Annotated in this window: 13 protein-coding genes and 1 rRNA gene; 3 read left to right on the top strand and 11 right to left on the bottom strand. The window is 74.7% G+C overall.

Features of this window, described 5'->3' with window-relative positions; all coding sequences use genetic code 11:
* Positions 1-86: 86 nt before the first annotated feature.
* The 5 genes from ACFZA0_RS18530 to ACFZA0_RS18510 form a co-directional block, all read right to left on the bottom strand.
* Complete coding sequence (locus tag ACFZA0_RS18530) at positions 87-875, bottom strand: hypothetical protein (protein WP_391017669.1); 789 nt, start codon at positions 873-875, stop codon at positions 87-89.
* 591 nt (positions 876-1,466) lie between these two features.
* Positions 1,467-3,209: a DNA repair protein RecN gene (recN, locus tag ACFZA0_RS18525; RefSeq protein WP_391017666.1), complete on the bottom strand. Its 1,743-nt coding sequence runs from the start codon at positions 3,207-3,209 to the stop codon at positions 1,467-1,469.
* A 225-nt stretch (positions 3,210-3,434) separates the two neighbouring features.
* Entirely contained in the window at positions 3,435-4,340 is a 906-nt protein-coding gene (locus tag ACFZA0_RS18520) for an NAD kinase (RefSeq protein WP_391017663.1), read from the bottom strand.
* Positions 4,337-5,152 carry a TlyA family rRNA (cytidine-2'-O)-methyltransferase gene (locus ACFZA0_RS18515; RefSeq protein ID WP_391017660.1) on the bottom strand — a complete coding sequence of 272 codons (816 nt, stop codon included), beginning with the start codon at positions 5,150-5,152 and terminating at the stop codon, positions 4,337-4,339. Before ACFZA0_RS18515 ends, ACFZA0_RS18520 begins: the two co-directional genes overlap by 4 nt.
* Before the next feature lie 53 nt (positions 5,153-5,205).
* The gene (locus tag ACFZA0_RS18510) at positions 5,206-5,496 is read right to left on the bottom strand and encodes a hypothetical protein (RefSeq protein WP_391018668.1); all 291 of its coding nucleotides are present in this window, start codon (positions 5,494-5,496) and stop codon (positions 5,206-5,208) included.
* Between the two features lie 171 nt (positions 5,497-5,667).
* On the opposite strand from ACFZA0_RS18510, the gene ACFZA0_RS18505 reads away from it, so the two are divergent.
* Positions 5,668-6,015, top strand: a complete 348-nt coding sequence (locus ACFZA0_RS18505) for an alkyl sulfatase C-terminal domain-containing protein (RefSeq protein ID WP_391017657.1) — start codon at positions 5,668-5,670, stop codon at positions 6,013-6,015.
* A 34-nt stretch (positions 6,016-6,049) separates the two neighbouring features.
* On the opposite strand, the gene ACFZA0_RS18500 is transcribed toward ACFZA0_RS18505, so the two are convergent.
* The 4 genes from ACFZA0_RS18500 to ACFZA0_RS18485 form a co-directional block, all read right to left on the bottom strand.
* The gene (locus ACFZA0_RS18500) at positions 6,050-6,901 is read right to left on the bottom strand and encodes an ATP-binding cassette domain-containing protein (protein ID WP_391017654.1); all 852 of its coding nucleotides are present in this window, start codon (positions 6,899-6,901) and stop codon (positions 6,050-6,052) included.
* A gap of 77 nt (positions 6,902-6,978) precedes the next feature.
* Positions 6,979-8,040 carry an iron chelate uptake ABC transporter family permease subunit gene (locus tag ACFZA0_RS18495; RefSeq protein WP_391018666.1) on the bottom strand — a complete coding sequence of 354 codons (1,062 nt, stop codon included), beginning with the start codon at positions 8,038-8,040 and terminating at the stop codon, positions 6,979-6,981.
* Between the two features lie 44 nt (positions 8,041-8,084).
* A complete protein-coding gene (locus tag ACFZA0_RS18490) occupies positions 8,085-9,128 on the bottom strand; it encodes an iron chelate uptake ABC transporter family permease subunit (protein WP_391017651.1) in 1,044 nt (347 codons plus the stop codon).
* A 123-nt stretch (positions 9,129-9,251) separates the two neighbouring features.
* A complete protein-coding gene (locus tag ACFZA0_RS18485) occupies positions 9,252-10,280 on the bottom strand; it encodes an HAD hydrolase-like protein (protein ID WP_391017649.1) in 1,029 nt (342 codons plus the stop codon).
* Positions 10,281-10,351: 71 nt separating this feature from the next.
* On the opposite strand from ACFZA0_RS18485, the gene ACFZA0_RS18480 reads away from it, so the two are divergent.
* The gene (locus tag ACFZA0_RS18480; protein WP_391017646.1) at positions 10,352-11,647 is read left to right on the top strand and encodes a DUF1015 family protein; all 1,296 of its coding nucleotides are present in this window, start codon (positions 10,352-10,354) and stop codon (positions 11,645-11,647) included.
* Between the two features lie 98 nt (positions 11,648-11,745).
* On the opposite strand, the gene ACFZA0_RS18475 is transcribed toward ACFZA0_RS18480, so the two are convergent.
* The gene (locus ACFZA0_RS18475) at positions 11,746-12,618 is read right to left on the bottom strand and encodes a hypothetical protein (RefSeq protein ID WP_391017643.1); all 873 of its coding nucleotides are present in this window, start codon (positions 12,616-12,618) and stop codon (positions 11,746-11,748) included.
* Positions 12,619-13,059: 441 nt separating this feature from the next.
* Between ACFZA0_RS18475 and ACFZA0_RS18470 the strand changes: the two genes are divergently transcribed.
* Entirely contained in the window at positions 13,060-14,103 is a 1,044-nt protein-coding gene (locus ACFZA0_RS18470; RefSeq protein WP_391017641.1) for a hypothetical protein, read from the top strand.
* Between the two features lie 126 nt (positions 14,104-14,229).
* On the opposite strand, the gene rrf is transcribed toward ACFZA0_RS18470, so the two are convergent.
* Positions 14,230-14,346 (bottom strand): 5S ribosomal RNA (gene rrf / locus ACFZA0_RS18465).
* Positions 14,347-14,529: the final 183 nt, after the last annotated feature.

Raw genomic sequence — 14,529 nt, 5'->3', positions numbered from 1 at the left:
CGACAGGGGCGGGCGGACTCGCCGGGACGGCCGGTCCGTGCCGCTCCGCCTCCGGCGCCCCGCAAGCTCGCGCGCACGGACCGCGATCAGTCCACCAGCCGCTTCCCACGCGCCAGTTCGCTCACCCGGTCGCCGTACACGGCCGCCGCCACCACCGCCGCCGCGTGGGCCACCAGACCCGGGCGGCCGTTGCCCGCCACCACCGCCAGGCCCAGGGTCGCGCCGAGGGCGTGCGCCCCCGAGTCGCCGAGCATCTCCCGCTCCCCCGCGTCGTCGGGCAGGACGGCCGCGGCGGCCCCGGTCGCGACGGCCGCGAGGGACGCGGCGGGACCGGAGCGCAGCAACCCCGGTGCGCCGAGGGCGAGTACGGCCGCGGCGGCCCTTCCGGGGCGCACGTCGACGAGGTTGACGGCGTGGGCGGCCCCGGCGATCACGACGCCCGCGAGGAGCCTGTCGAGCGGGCGGTCCTTGAGCAGCGCCCCGGCCACGAGCCCGGCGGCGCCGATCCCGAGGAGCTTGACCGCCCCGGTGGTGACCTCGCCGTGCCGCAGGGCGGACAGATGGGCGCGGAAGCCCCGGCGGGGGTCGTCGGCCCCGGCCGTGTCGTCCCAGGCACCGCAGGCCCCGGCCGCGAGGACGGCCAGACCCGCGACGGGGCGTACCCGCGCGGCCCCGGCCGCCGCCGCGAGGGCGGTCGCGGGACCGGCGTACAGGCCGACGGTCCGCCCGGCGTGGTTCTCCCGCTCCCAGCGCGCGGCACCGCCCGGCGCGAGGGTGCGCAAGGCGGCGGTCGCGCCACGGGCGAGGGCCGCGGTGAGGGCGAACGAGGAGACACGGGAGACGCCCGACGGCAGGGCGGAGGAACCGGTGATCATCCGGCCACCCTAGAACCGCCGCCCGCCGGTTCCTCCGGGTGGTCGCCGGGCATCGCACCCGACGGGGCGCGGCTGCGCGTGCTGGGGTCCGCGGTGACCGTCCCGGCGGCCCAGGGCCGCCGGCCGCCCGGCCGACCCTTGGACAGCTCCTCCGCGTCGGCACCAGGATCCAGCGGGGATGCGGGGCCACGGTGAGCCGCTGAACCATCCCGTCGGCCGAGCACCGCAGCCCGCCGAGCCCCACGAAGCCCGAACGCCCAAGCCCGCGCGGCCACGCGTCGCCGCGCCACCACCAGCGGCTCCCCACAGGGACACGGCCGTCAGACGCCCGCCGCAGCCACGCAGCACCCACGCCATCGAGCCACCAGGCTGCCGTTCACCATTCGTCGGCCCAGAACGCCCCCGGCGCCCACAGAACCCGAACGCCCATGCGTCGCCGACCCGCCACCAAGCCCCCAACTCCCGCACCGGGGCGGGGACATAGGGCACCCGAAGACGCCACGCGGCCCCACGCCACCGAGCCACCGACCCACCGGCCAAGCCCCGGGGCCCCGGGGGCCGCCACGGGCACCCCGGACCCGCGCGCGAGCGCTACGCGTCCGCCCGTGCCGTCGCCAGCAGTTCCTCCGCGTGGGCGCGGGCCGTCTCCGAGTCCTCCTGGCCGGCCAGCATGCGGGACAGCTCCCGGATGCGGTCCTCGCCCTCCAGGACCTTCACGCCGGACCGGGTGACCGTCCCGTCGTTGGTCTTCTCCACCAGCAGTTGCCGGTCGGCGAACGCCGCCACCTGCGGCAGGTGGGTCACGACGACGACCTGCGCGCTCTTCGCGAGGCGCGCCAGACGGCGGCCGATCTCGACGGCGGCCTTGCCGCCGACACCCGCGTCGACCTCGTCGAAGAGGTACGTCGGCACGGGGTCGGTGCCCGCGAAGACGACCTCCACGGCCAGCATCACGCGCGAGAGTTCACCGCCGGACGCGCCCTTGGCGATCGGCCGGGCGGGGGCGCCGGGGTGCGGGGCGAGCAGCAGCTCGACCTCGTCGGCGCCGGACGGGCCGTACGCGACCGTGCGGCCGCCGACCTCGACGCCCTCGGGGTCCTCGGTCTGCCGGACGGCGAAGGTCACCCGGGCGTGCGGCATGGCGAGGGAGGCGAGTTCGGCGGTCACGGCGGCGGCGAACCGGTCGGCCGCCTCGGTCCGGGCGTCGCTCAACGCCTGGGCCAGACCGCCGAGTTCGGCACGCAGACCGTCGCGTTCGGCGGTCAGGTCGTCGATGTGCTCGTCGTCGCCGTCGAGTTCGGCGAGGCGGGCGGCGCCCCGCTCGGCCCAGTCGAGCACTTCGCCGACGTCCTGGCCGTACTTGCGGGTGAGCGCGGTGAGCGCCGCGCGGCGCTCCTCGACGGCGGCCAGGCGCAGCGGGTCGGCGTCCAGGTCGTCGGCGTATCCGGCGAGTTCGCCCGCCGCGTCGCCGAGCAGGATGCCGACCTCGCCGATCCGGTCGGCGAGGGCGTTGAGCGCGGGGTCGTGCGAACGCACCGCGTCCAGGGCCCGTTGGGCCCCGGCGACGAGGGTCGTGGCGTCGATGCCCTCGGGGTCCTCGGGGTTGCCGGCGAGCGCCGCGTGGGCGACGGTCGCGGCGGACGCCAACGCCTCGGCGTGGCCCAGCCGTTCGGCCTCGGCCGCCAGCTCGACATCCTCCCCGGCGCGCGGTTCCACGGCGGCGATCTCGTCGAGGCCGTAGCGCAGCATGTCGGCCTCCTGGGCCCGCTCGCGCGCACGGGTGGTGATCTCCGCCAGCTCCGCGACGACGGCCCGCAGTCTCCGGTACGCCTCCGCGTACTTCGCGAGCGGCCCGGCGACCGTGTCCCCGGCGTACCGGTCCAGCGCCTGCCGCTGCCTGGACAGCTTGAGCAGCCCCTGCTGGTCCGTCTGCCCGTGCACGGCGACGAGTTCGTCGGCCAGTTCGGCGAGCAGGCCCACCGGGACCGAGCGTCCGCCCAGGTGCGCCCGGGAGCGGCCCTCGGCGGAAACGGTACGGCTGATCAGCAGCGCCCCGTCGTCCAGCTCCGCGCCGGCCTCCTCGGCCCGTACGACGGCCGTGCCGCCCTCGCGCACGGTGATCCGCCCCTCGACGACCGCGTTCCGGGCGCCGATGCGGACCAGCGCGGGGTCCGCGCGGCCGCCCAGGAGCAGCCCGAGGCTCGTGACGACCATGGTCTTGCCCGCGCCCGTCTCACCCGTGACCGCCGTGAAGCCGGGCGACAGCTCGACGACCGCGTCGTCGATGACGCCGAGCGACCGTATCCGCATCTCCTCCAACACGTCCCCGACCATACGAGGTTTTCCCGGTCCACCGCGACGCCGCCCCACCCGCGAAGGGCGAACGCGCAGGTCGGCGGCGTACGGCCGGAGCGCGACCGTCCTCTTCCGGGGGACGGCCGGGCCCCCGGGACGGCCGCCCCGCACCCGGCGCCGGGCGCACGGGGGCGCCAAAACGCCCGGTATGCCCGGTCCCGCGGGCGGGAATCCGCCAGGGCTCCGGCGGGCGGCGCGCGGCCCTCAGTTCGGCGCGCCCCGCCAGCCCGCCACCGGCAGGGCGAACTTGGCCACCAGCCGGTCCGTGAACGACGCGTGGTGCAGCCGCGCCAGCCGGACCGGCACCGCGCCCCGGCGCACCTCGACGCGGGCGCCGGGCGGGAGCTCCACCGTGCGGCGCCCGTCGCACCACAGGACGCCGGGCGGGATGTGCGGCAACACCTCCACGGCGAGCACCGAGTCGGGCGAGGTCACCAGCGGCTTGGCGAACAGGGCGTGCGCACTGATCGGAACCATCAGCAGGGCCTCGACCTCCGGCCACACCACGGGACCGCCGGCCGAGAAGGCGTACGCGGTGGAACCGGTCGGGGTCGCGCACACGATGCCGTCGCAGCCGAAACCGGTCACCGGGCGCCCGTCGATCTCCAGCACCACTTCGAGGAGCTTCTCCGCCGACACCTTCTGCACGGCGGCCTCGTTGAGCGCCCAGTCGGTGTGCACGACGGTGCCGTTCTGGTGGACGACGACGTCGACCGTCATCCGCTCCTCGACCTCGTAGGAGCGGGTGACGACCCGGTCCACGACCTTGTCGAGGTCGTCGCGCTCGGCCTCGGCGAGGAAGCCGACCCGGCCCAGGTTCACGCCGAGCATCGGCACGCCGGACGCGCGGGCGAACTCGGCGCCGCGCAGCAGCGTGCCGTCGCCGCCGAGCACGATGAGCAGCTCGCAGTCGTCGAGGCACTGCGGTGTCGCCTCCTTGACCAGCTGCACGCTGTCGGGCAGCGGCAGGTCGGCCGCCTCGGCCTCCAGGACGCGGACGCCGAGGCCGGCCCGTTGCAGCCCCTTGACCACGAGTTCGGCGCTGCGGATGGCCGCCGGCCGCCCGGTGTGGGCGAGCAGGAAAACAGTACGAGCTGGGTTCTGTGTCAACGCGGCCCCTCCGCCACTGCACGGTCAACGTCGGCCGGGTCGAGTTCGGGTGCGCCGGCCCGCAGCCACAGAAAGTACTCGACATTTCCCGAGGGTCCGGGCAGCGGGCTCGCGGTGACGCCCCGTACGCCGAGCCCGAGCTGCGCCGCGCGGCCCGCGACACCGCGCACCGCCTCGGCGCGCAGTTCGGGGCTGCGCACCACGCCGCCGCTGCCGAGCCGTTCCCGGCCCACCTCGAACTGCGGCTTGACCATCATCACCAGGTCCGCGTCGGGCCGCGCGCACCGCGCGAGGGCGGGCAGCACGAGTCCGAGCGGGATGAAGGACAGGTCCCCCACGATCAGGTCCACGGGCTCCCCGTCGATCGCTTCGAGCGTCAACTCACGTACGTTGGTACGGTCCTTGACGGTGACGCGTTCATCGCTCTGCAGCGACCAGGCGAGCTGCCCGTAGCCCACGTCGACGGCGACGACGTGCGCGGCGCCGGCGCGCAGCAGGACGTCGGTGAAGCCTCCGGTGGACGCGCCCGCGTCGAGCGCCCGGCGGCCCCGGACGGTCAGGCCCTGCGGCACGAAGGCCGCGAACGCCCCGGCCAGCTTGTGGCCGCCGCGCGAGACGTAGTCGGGGTCGTCGTCGTCCGTCGCGACCACGATGGGCGCCGCGGTCTCCACCTGCGTGGCGGACTTGGTCGCCACGGTCCTGCCGACGGTGACCCGCCCGGCGGCGATGAGCTGCCCGGCGTGCTCGCGCGAGCGCGCGAGCTTCCGGCGGACCAGCTCCGCGTCGAGACGGCGGCGTACGGCTCCTGCCACGTTCGGTTCAGCTCCTGCGGTCGTACGGCGGTCCGCGGCGGGAACCGCGGTGGTCAGCGGGGCCCGGGGGCCGGGTGGCCGCCGGGGGACGGCGGGCCCGGCCTGGCGTCGAGCGCGGTGAGCGCGTCGCGCAGGCCCCGGTGTACATCCTCGTACACCTCGACGTGCCCGTCGGTGGTGAGGTGGTCGGCGTCGGCCAGGCGGCGCAGCGCGGCGTCGACGTCGGCGTTGCCGGTGGGGGTGCGCCCGACGGCCAGCGGGGCGGGGGCGGCCGGGTCGCTCTCCGCGCCGGGGGCGGCGTTCTGCGGGTCCGGCGGTTCGTGCGCGTCGTCCGGTTCGGGCACGGGATCGGGTTCGGGTTCCCGTCCGGCCGTGCGGCCCGGTGCGGGCCGGAACGGTCCCTGCCCGCCGCCCGCCGGGCCCGCGGTCGCCGCCGGGGCCGGGAACCCGGCCGGGGCCTGTGCGTCGCTCATGCCCCGACGCTACCCCGAGACGCTGCGGTACCGTCGGTCGCGATGGCGACCTTGGAGGAGTGCCGCGCCGCACTCACGCGACTCTCGGACAATCTGGCCGGCGCGGACGGCGACGTCCGCGACGCGGCGGACCTGGACCGTTCCCTGAGCTGCCGGATCACCGACCTCGACGTCACCTTCCTCGGCCGGCTGAGCGGCGGGCGGATCACGGTGACGGACACGGTCGAGGGCCGGCCGCGCGAGAAGGCCCAGATCCGGCTGTCCATGACCGGTGACGACCTGGTGGCGATGGTCGCCGGGCGGCTGAACTTCGCGAAGGCCTGGGCCTCCGGCCGGGTACGGCTCGAAGCGGGCCTGCGCGACCTGCTGCGGCTGCGCAGACTGCTGTAGCCGCGGGAGAGGGCCGGAGGGCCCCCGGGCCCCGTCACGCCTCCGCAGCGACCTCCCTCGTACGGGTACGGGTGCGGGACTTGCGCGCGGCGGGCACCACCAGCGGCGTGCCCGTCTCCGGGTCCTCGACGACCTGGCAGCGCAGCCCGAACACCTGCTCCACGAGGTCCGCGGTGACGATGTCGCCCGGCGCGCCCTCGGCGATCACGGCGCCGTCGCGCAGGGCGACGAGGTGCGTGGCGTAGCGGGCCGCGTGGTTCAGGTCGTGCAGTACCGCCACCAGGGTGCGGCCCTGCTCCTCGTGCAGCTCGGCGCAGAGGTCCAGGACGTCGATCTGGTGCTGGATGTCGAGGTAGGTGGTCGGCTCATCGAGCAGCAGCAGCGGGGTCTGCTGGGCGAGGGCCATGGCGATCCACACGCGCTGGCGCTGGCCGCCGGAGAGTTCGTCGACGTACCGCTCGGCGAGGTCGCCGACGCCGGTCTGCGCCATGGCCTCCCGCACGACCCGCTCGTCCTCGGTGGACCACTGCCGCAGCAGCCCCTGGTGCGGGTAGCGGCCGCGTCCGACGAGGTCGCCGACGGTGATCCCGTCCGGCGCGATCGACGACTGGGGCAGCAGGCCGAGGGTGCGGGCGACCTTCTTGGCCGGCATCGACTGGATGACCTGACCGTCGAGCAGCACCCGGCCCGCGTCGGGCTTCAGCATCCTCGACAGCGCCCGCAGCAGCGTGGACTTGCCGCAGGCGTTCGGGCCGACGATCACCGTGAAGGAGTTGTCGGGTATCTCGACCGACAGCCCTTCGGCGATGACGCGCTGGTCGTAGGCGAGGGTGACCTCTTCGGCGGACAGGCGGTTCACGGTGCTCCTCGCACTTCTCGACTTCATCGGAATCAACGGGCTCTGCGGAATCCCGGGGCGTGCCGGTCCGTCCGGCGTGCGGCCCCTCGCGGCCGGGCCCGGCCTCATGTCCGGCCCGCCCGGCGTTCCGCGACCAGGAGCCACAGCAGGTACGCCCCGCCGAGGATCCCGGTGACCACGCCCACGGGAAGCCGGTCGGCGCCGAAGACCCGCTGCGCGGCCCAGTCGGCGGTGACCAGCAGGGTGGCGCCCATGCACATCGACGCCACCAGGTTGGGTCCCGGCGACCGGGTCAGCCGCCGGGCGAGCTGCGGCGCGGTCAGCGCGACGAACCCGACGGGCCCGGCGGCGGCCGTGGCGGCGGCGGTCAGCAGCACCGCCGCGCCGGTGAGCAGCAGCCGTACGCGTTCGACGGGCACCCCGAGCGCGGCGGCCGCGTCGTCGCCCATCTCCGTCATCCGCAGGGCGCGCGCGTTGACCAGCACCAGCGGTACGAGCACCGCGCACAGGGCGGACAGCGGCCCGACCTGGTCCCAGTCACGGCCGTCGAGGGAACCGGTCATCCACACGATCGCGCGGGTCGCGTCGACGAAGTCGGCCTTGGTGATCAGGTAGCCGTTGACCGCGGTGACGGTCGCGGAGACGCCGATGCCGACCAGGACCAGCCGATAGCCGTGCACGCCCCGCTTCCAGGCCAGCAGGTAGATGGAGGCGCCGGTCACCAGGCCGCCGACGAGCGCGCCGAGGGTGACCTGGGCGGCGCTGCCGGAGAACAGGACGATCACGACGAGGGCGCCGGCCGTCGCGCCCTGGCCGAGGCCGAGAACGTCGGGACTGCCGAGCGGGTTGCGGGACACCGACTGGAACAGCGCGCCGCCGAGACCCAGGGACGCCCCGACGAGCAGGCCCACCAAGACGCGCGGCAGCCGCAGTTGGCCGACGATGAACTCCTGCCCGGCGGTGCCGTGACCGGCCAGCGTGCGCAGCACGTCGGCGGCCGGGACGGGGAAGTCGCCGGTGCCGATCAGCACGACGCCCGCCACGGCGGCCGCGAGCAGCAGGACGACGACCACGGTGAACGCCCGCGCGTCGAACCGCACGGAGAGTCCGCCGGGGGTGCGCAGGACCCGGGTGGTGGCCCGGGAGGCGGTCACGGGGACCCGCACGGTGCCGCGGCGCGGGGGCTCGGTCTTCACGGTCCGGTCGGTCCTCACAGCCGGGCCGTCCTGCGCCGTCGTACGAGCAGGACGAAGACGGGGCCGCCGACGACCGCCGTGACGACGCCGACCTGGAGTTCGGCGGGGCGTGCCACGACCCGGCCGACGACGTCCGCGCCGAGCAACAGCACCGGCGAGAGCAGCGCCGCGTACGGCAGGATCCAGCGCAGGTCGGGCCCGGTGAACGAGCGCACGACGTGCGGGACCATAAGGCCGACGAACACGATCGGTCCGCAGGCCGCGGTCGCCGCGCCGCACAGCACGGTCGCGGCGAGCATCGACAGGGCGCGGGTGCGGTTCAGGTGGGCGCCGAGGGCGCGGGCGGTGTCGTCGCCCATCGCGACCGCGTTCAGCGGGCGGGCGAGCAGCAGCGTGAGGAGCACACCGGCGGCGAGGAACGGCAGTACCTGCCTGACCGTGGGCCAGCTCGCGGAGGAGAGCGACCCCACGGTCCAGAAGCGCATGCGGCCGAGCGCCGCGCCGTCCGTGATCATCACGGCCTGGAGGTAGCCGTAGAGCGCCGCGCTGATCGCGGTGCCGGCCAGCGCCAGCCGGACCGGGGTGGCGCCCCTGCTCCCGCCGAGGAACCAGACCAGCGCCCCGACGACCGCCGAGCCGAGGAACGCGAACCACACGTACCCGGTCAGCGAGGTGACCCCGAAGAAGGTGATGGCCGTGACCACGGCGGCCGACGCCCCGGCGTTGATGCCGAGCAGACCGGGGTCGGCCAGCGGGTTGCGGGTGAGCGCCTGGAGCACCGCGCCGGACAGGCCGAGCGCGGCGCCCGCGAGCAGCCCGAGGAGGGTGCGCGAGAGGCGCTCGTCGACGACGACGTCGCCGTAGGTGCCCGAGTTCTGGAACAGCCCGTGCCAGACCTGGCCCGCGGAGAGCGCCTTCGCGCCGACGGCGACGCTCGCCGCGGCGACGAGGGCCAGGAGCACGGCGGACGCCGGGAGACCGGCGGCGCGTATCGCCCGGCGGGGCGGCGGCGGGGGCGCGGTCCGCACGCGCCCTGGGGAAGGAGTGTCGACCAGCACCGGGTTAGGTTAACCTAACCTTGGTTGGGGCCCTCCCCGGCGACCGGTACGCCCGATCCGCCCGTCGGCGCGGGCGGGTCGACACCCGCCCGCCGCACCGGCACCCCGGCAGCCTTCGGTCCCTCAGAGACCGAGCCTGGCCAGCGCCTTGCCACCGTCGAGCTCGCACGTGCCGTCCCCGGCCGCCGTCCAGGCCGCCGCGCACAGCGCCCGCAGACCGTCCAACGCGTCGCCGGAGCCGGTCAGTTCGAGCCGTTCGCCGCCCGCCGTCGCCGTCCAGCCGCCGCACCGGAAGCCGCCGTCGGCGTCCTCCACCTCGGGCTGTCCCGTGAGCAGTCCGCGCAGATCGGCGGCCACGTAGGTCGGCCGGTGCTCGGGCCGCGCCGCGAGCAGTTGGGGCCCGTCGGTGACACCGGTCAGCACGAGCAGCGAGTCGACGCCGCCCCCGGTCGCCCCCTCGATGTCCGTGTCCAGCCGGTCCCCGACGACCAGCGGGCGCTTCGCGCCGGTCCGCACGATCGTCTCCTTGTGCATCGGCGGCTGCGGCTTGCCCGCCACCTGCGGCTCCCCGCCGACGACGAGCCGTACGACCTCCACGGCCGCCCCGTTGCCGGGGGCGATGCCGCGGGCCCCGGGGATCGTCCGGTCCGTGTTCGAGGCGAACCAGGGGGCACCGGCCGTGATCGCGTAGCAGGCCTCCGCGAAACGGCTCCACTGCAGGTCCGGACCGCCGTAGCCCTGGACGACGGCCGCCGGGTCGTCCTGCGCCGAGTCGACCGGCACGAGACCGCGCTCGCGCAGCGCCACCCGCAGCCCCTCGCCCCCGACGACCAGGACCCGCGAACCCGGCGCCACCTGCTCGGAGATGAGCCGGGAGACCGCCTGCGCGGAGGTGATCACGTCGGACGCCTCGGCGGGCACGCCCAGTTCGGTCAGGTGTCCGGCCACCGCGTCGGGGGTGCGCAGCGCGTTGTTCGTGACGTACGCGAGCCGCATGCCCCCGTCCCGGGCCGTGCCCAGCGAGTCGACCGCGTGCGCGATGGCGTCACCGCCCGCGTACACCACCCCGTCCAGGTCGAGCAGCGCCGTGTCGTACGCCTCGCTCAGGGGCCGCCCACTGCCGTCGGGCCTCGTCCTGACGCTCTGGCTCATTCCGCATCGCTCCTCGTCCGCTGACTTTCCCCGATCATCTCCCATGCCGGATGCCCACGTACGATGCGGGGATGAGTACTGCGGGCCACTCGGAAACGACGGCGCCCCCGGGCCTGGACATCACCCCGTTCCGTGGCCTGCGCTACGACCCCGACCGGGTCGGCAGCCTGGCGGCCGTGACCTCTCCCCCGTACGACGTCGTCGTACGCCCCGACGGCGTGCACCACCTCCAGTCGGCGGACCCGCACAACATCGTCCGCCTGATCCTGCCGCAGGCCGCGACCCCCGACGAGCGCAACGACCGGGCCGCCCGCACCCTGCGCCACTGGCGTGCCGAGGGCATCCTGCGCACCGACCCCGACCCGGGCCTCTACGTGTACGAACAGGGCGACGGCGACGGCCTCGTGCAGCGCGGGATCATCGGCACCCTGCGGCTCCCCGACCCGGCGGACGGCGTGGTGCTCCCCCACGAGGACGTCATGCCGCACGTCGTCGCGGACCGCGCTGCCCTGATGCGCGCCACCCACGCCAACCTGGAACCCCTGCTGCTGACCTACCGCGGCGACGACGGCCCTGCCGACGCCACCGGCGCCCTCGTCGAACGCACGGCCGCGGGCCCGCCGCTGCTCGCGACGACCACCGAGGACGGCCACCACCACCGCCTGTGGTCCATGACCGACCCCGCCGAGGTCGCCGCCGTCCGCTCCGACCTCGCCCGACGGCAGGCCCTGATCGCGGACGGGCACCACCGCTGGGCCACCTACCGGCGGCTGCGCGCCGAGCATTCCTCTCCCGGTCCGTGGGACTACGGCCTGGTCCTCCTCGTCGACACCGCGCGCTATCCGCTGCGGGTGCGCGCCATCCACCGCCTGCTGCCCGGCCTGCCGCTCCCGGACGCGCTCGCCGCGCTGCACGGCCTGTTCCGGGTGCGCCGCGTCGACGCGGACCTGCCGGACGCCCTGGAGGCGCTCGCGAAGGCCACGCAGGACGGCAACGCGTTCCTGCTCGCGGGCGACGGCACGTTCCACCTGGTCGACCGCCCCGACCCGGACCTGCTGGCCCGTACGGTGCCGGCGGACCGCCCGGCGGCCTGGCGCGCCCTCGACGCCACGGTCCTGCACACGACCCTCCTCGACCACGTCTGGCACGTCCCCGCGGACTCCCCCGACCGGATCGCGTACATCCACGACACCGCGGCGACGGTGGAGAAGGCGGAGCGCGACGGCGGAACGGCGGTGCTGCTGCACCCCGTGCACGAGGAGGTCGTACGGGACCTGGCTCGCCAGGGGGTGACGATGCCCCGCAAGTCGACGTCGTTCGGCCCGAAGCCGGCGTCGGGCCTGGTGCTGCGGCTGCTGGAGTCCTGAGCGCCCGGCTTCCGGACATGCGAAAAGGGGCGGGGCCCCGTACGTCTCCGTACGGGGCCCCGCCCCTCGTGCTTCACCCCACCGGGTGCCGGACGCTGTCAGTCCTTGCGGACGTCCTTGCCGTCCCTGTCGCCGTCGCTTGCGGCGGCGCCGCGGTGGCCCGCGTCGTCGTCATCGTCGTCGACCTCTTCGTACTCCAGGTCGTCCTCGTCGTAGTACTCGTCCTCGTCGTCGTCCTCTTCGAGAACGACCGAGTCGTCGTCATCGTCGTCGTCGCTGTCCGCGTCGGGAACGACGACCGTCACGGCGCCGGTGCCCTCGGTCTCGTCCTCGTCGTCACCGAGGGCGTCGACGAAGTCCACGCCGTCCAGCTCGGCAAGGCGGTCGGAGGCGTCGGTGCTGCCGTCCCGGTCGGACTCGACGGCCTTGGCGAACCACTCGCGCGCCTCGTCCTCACGGCCGGCGGCGAGCAGCGCGTCGGCGTACGCGTACCGCAGCCGCGCGGTCCACGGCTGGACGGAGTTGGAGGCCAGCTCGGGGCTCTGGAGGGTGACGATGGCCGCGTCGATCTGGTCCATGTCCCGCCGGGCACCGGCCGCGACGAGCCGCATCTCGACCTGTCCCGCCTTGTCGAGCTTGTGCACCTCGGGCGCGCCGGCCATGTCGAGCGCACGCTCGGGACGGCCGAGACCGCGCTCGCAGTCGGCCATGACGGGCCACAGGTCCACACCGCCGGTCATCCGCCGCGCGGCCCGGAACTCGGCGAGGGCCTCGCCGTACTTCTGGCTCGCGTAGGCGGCGAAGCCCGCCGCCTCGCGCACGGCGGCGACACGGGAGGCCAGCCGCAGGGCCACCTTCGAGTAGCCGTAGGCGCCCTCGGGGTCCTCGTCGATGAGCCTGGCGACCATCACCAGGTTCTTCGCGACGTCCTCGGCGAGCGTCTTCGGCAGGCTGAGGAGCTCCTGGCGCACGTCGCCGTCGATCTCGTCGCCGGTGACGTCCGCGGGGATGGGCAGGCGCCGGATCGGCTCACGGTCGCGCTCCCGCTCGTCACGGAAACGGCCACCGCCGCCGCCCTGCCTGTCGTCACGGCCCCGGTAACCACCGCGGTCGTCACGCCGGGGCGCACCGCGCCCACGGTCGTCACGGCCGCCGCGGAACCCGCCGCGGTCACCGCCGCGGTCGTCACGGCGGTCGCCACCGGGCCGGCCGAAGCCGCCGCGGTCACCGCGGTCGTCACGGCGGGGGGCGTAGCCGCCGCGGTCGTTGTCACGGCGGTCGTCACGACGGAACGGGGGGCGCTCGCCGCCACCACGGTTGTCGTCACGGCGGAAGGGCGGACGGTCGCCACCACCGCGGTTGTCGTCGCGTCGGTCGTCACGGCGGAAGGGGGGACGGTCGCCGCCGCCACGGTGGTCACCGCGGTTGTCGTCACGGCGGAACCCGCCGCGGTCACCACGGTCGTCACGACGGAACGGGGGACGGTCACCGCCACCACGGTTGTCGTCGCGACGGAACGCGGGGCGGTCGCCACCACGGTCGTTGTCACGGCGGTCGTCACGGCGGAACGGGGGACGCTCGCCGCCACCGCGGTTGTCGTCACGGCGGAAACCACCGCCACGGTCGTCACGACGAGGACCGGACGGACGGTCGTCACGTCGGTCGTCACGCCGGAAGGGGGGACGGTCGCCGCCGCCGCGGTGGTCACCGCGGTTGTCGTCACGGCGGAACCCACCGCGGTCACCACGGTCGTCACGACGGAACGGGGGACGCTCGCCGCCACCACGGTTGTCGTCGCGACGGAACGCGGGGCGGTCACCACCACGGTCGTTGTCACGGCGGAAGGGGGGACGGTCGTCGCCACCGCGGCTGTCGTCACGGCGGAAGCCGCCTCGTTCGCCACCGCGGTCGTCACGGCGCGGGGCGTAGCCGCCGCGGTCGCCGTCACGGCGGTCGTCGCGACGGAAGGGGGGACGGTCGCCGCCGCCACGGTTGTCGTCACGGCGGTCGTCACGGCGGTCGTCGCGACGGAACGGGGGACGGTCGCCGCCACCGCGGTTGTCGTCACGGCGGAAGCCACCGCCACGGTCGTCACGGCGCGGGCCCGAGGGCCGGTCTCCGCGGTCGTCGCGGCGCGGGGCGAACCCGCCGCGGTCACCGCGGTTGTCATCGCGGCGGAAACCGCCACGGTCGCCACCGCGGTCGTTGTCACGGCGGTCGTCGCGGCGGAAGGCCGGACGGTCACCGCCACGGCTGTCGTCACGACGCGGGGCGAAACCACCGCGGTCGTCACGGCGGCCGGCGCCACCGGTGCTGCCGGAACGCGGGTTGCCACCGCGGTCACTGCCCCGGGACGGGCCACCGCGGAACCCTCCACGGTCACCGCGGTCACCACTGTCCCGTCGCCGCTGGTCGCGCTCCGGTCGATCGTCGGGAGAGTTGGTGGACATGGGTGACTCCTGTCTTCGGTACTTCGGTACCGCAGTCATTCTCGCGCAACCGGGTAGCCGGCGCGCTTCGGAAAAAACAAAAGGACCCTTGGTCCCAGCGTGAACGCTGGGACCAAGGGTCCTCCAAGAATTGTTCGGCGGCGTCCTACTCTCCCACAGGGTCCCCCCTGCAGTACCATCGGCGCTGAAAGGCTTAGCTTCCGGGTTCGAAATGTAACCGGGCGTTTCCCTAACGCTATAACCACCGAAACCCTATTGGTTTCGAGCGAACAAGCACACTCTTCAATTAGAAGTTCTGTTCTACTCAAAGCCGACAACTGTTCGTTGTCTCAGAACTAACACAGTGGACGCGAGCAACTGAGGACAAGCCCTCGGCCTATTAGTACCGGTCAACTCCACCAGTTACCTGGCTTCCATATCCGGCCTATCAAC

This window comes from Streptomyces sp. NPDC008150 (genome assembly GCF_042956945.1).
Lineage (GTDB): Bacteria > Actinomycetota > Actinomycetes > Streptomycetales > Streptomycetaceae > Streptomyces.
Note: the sequence above shows the minus strand (reverse complement) of the source record. Positions and strands in the feature narration are given on the sequence as shown.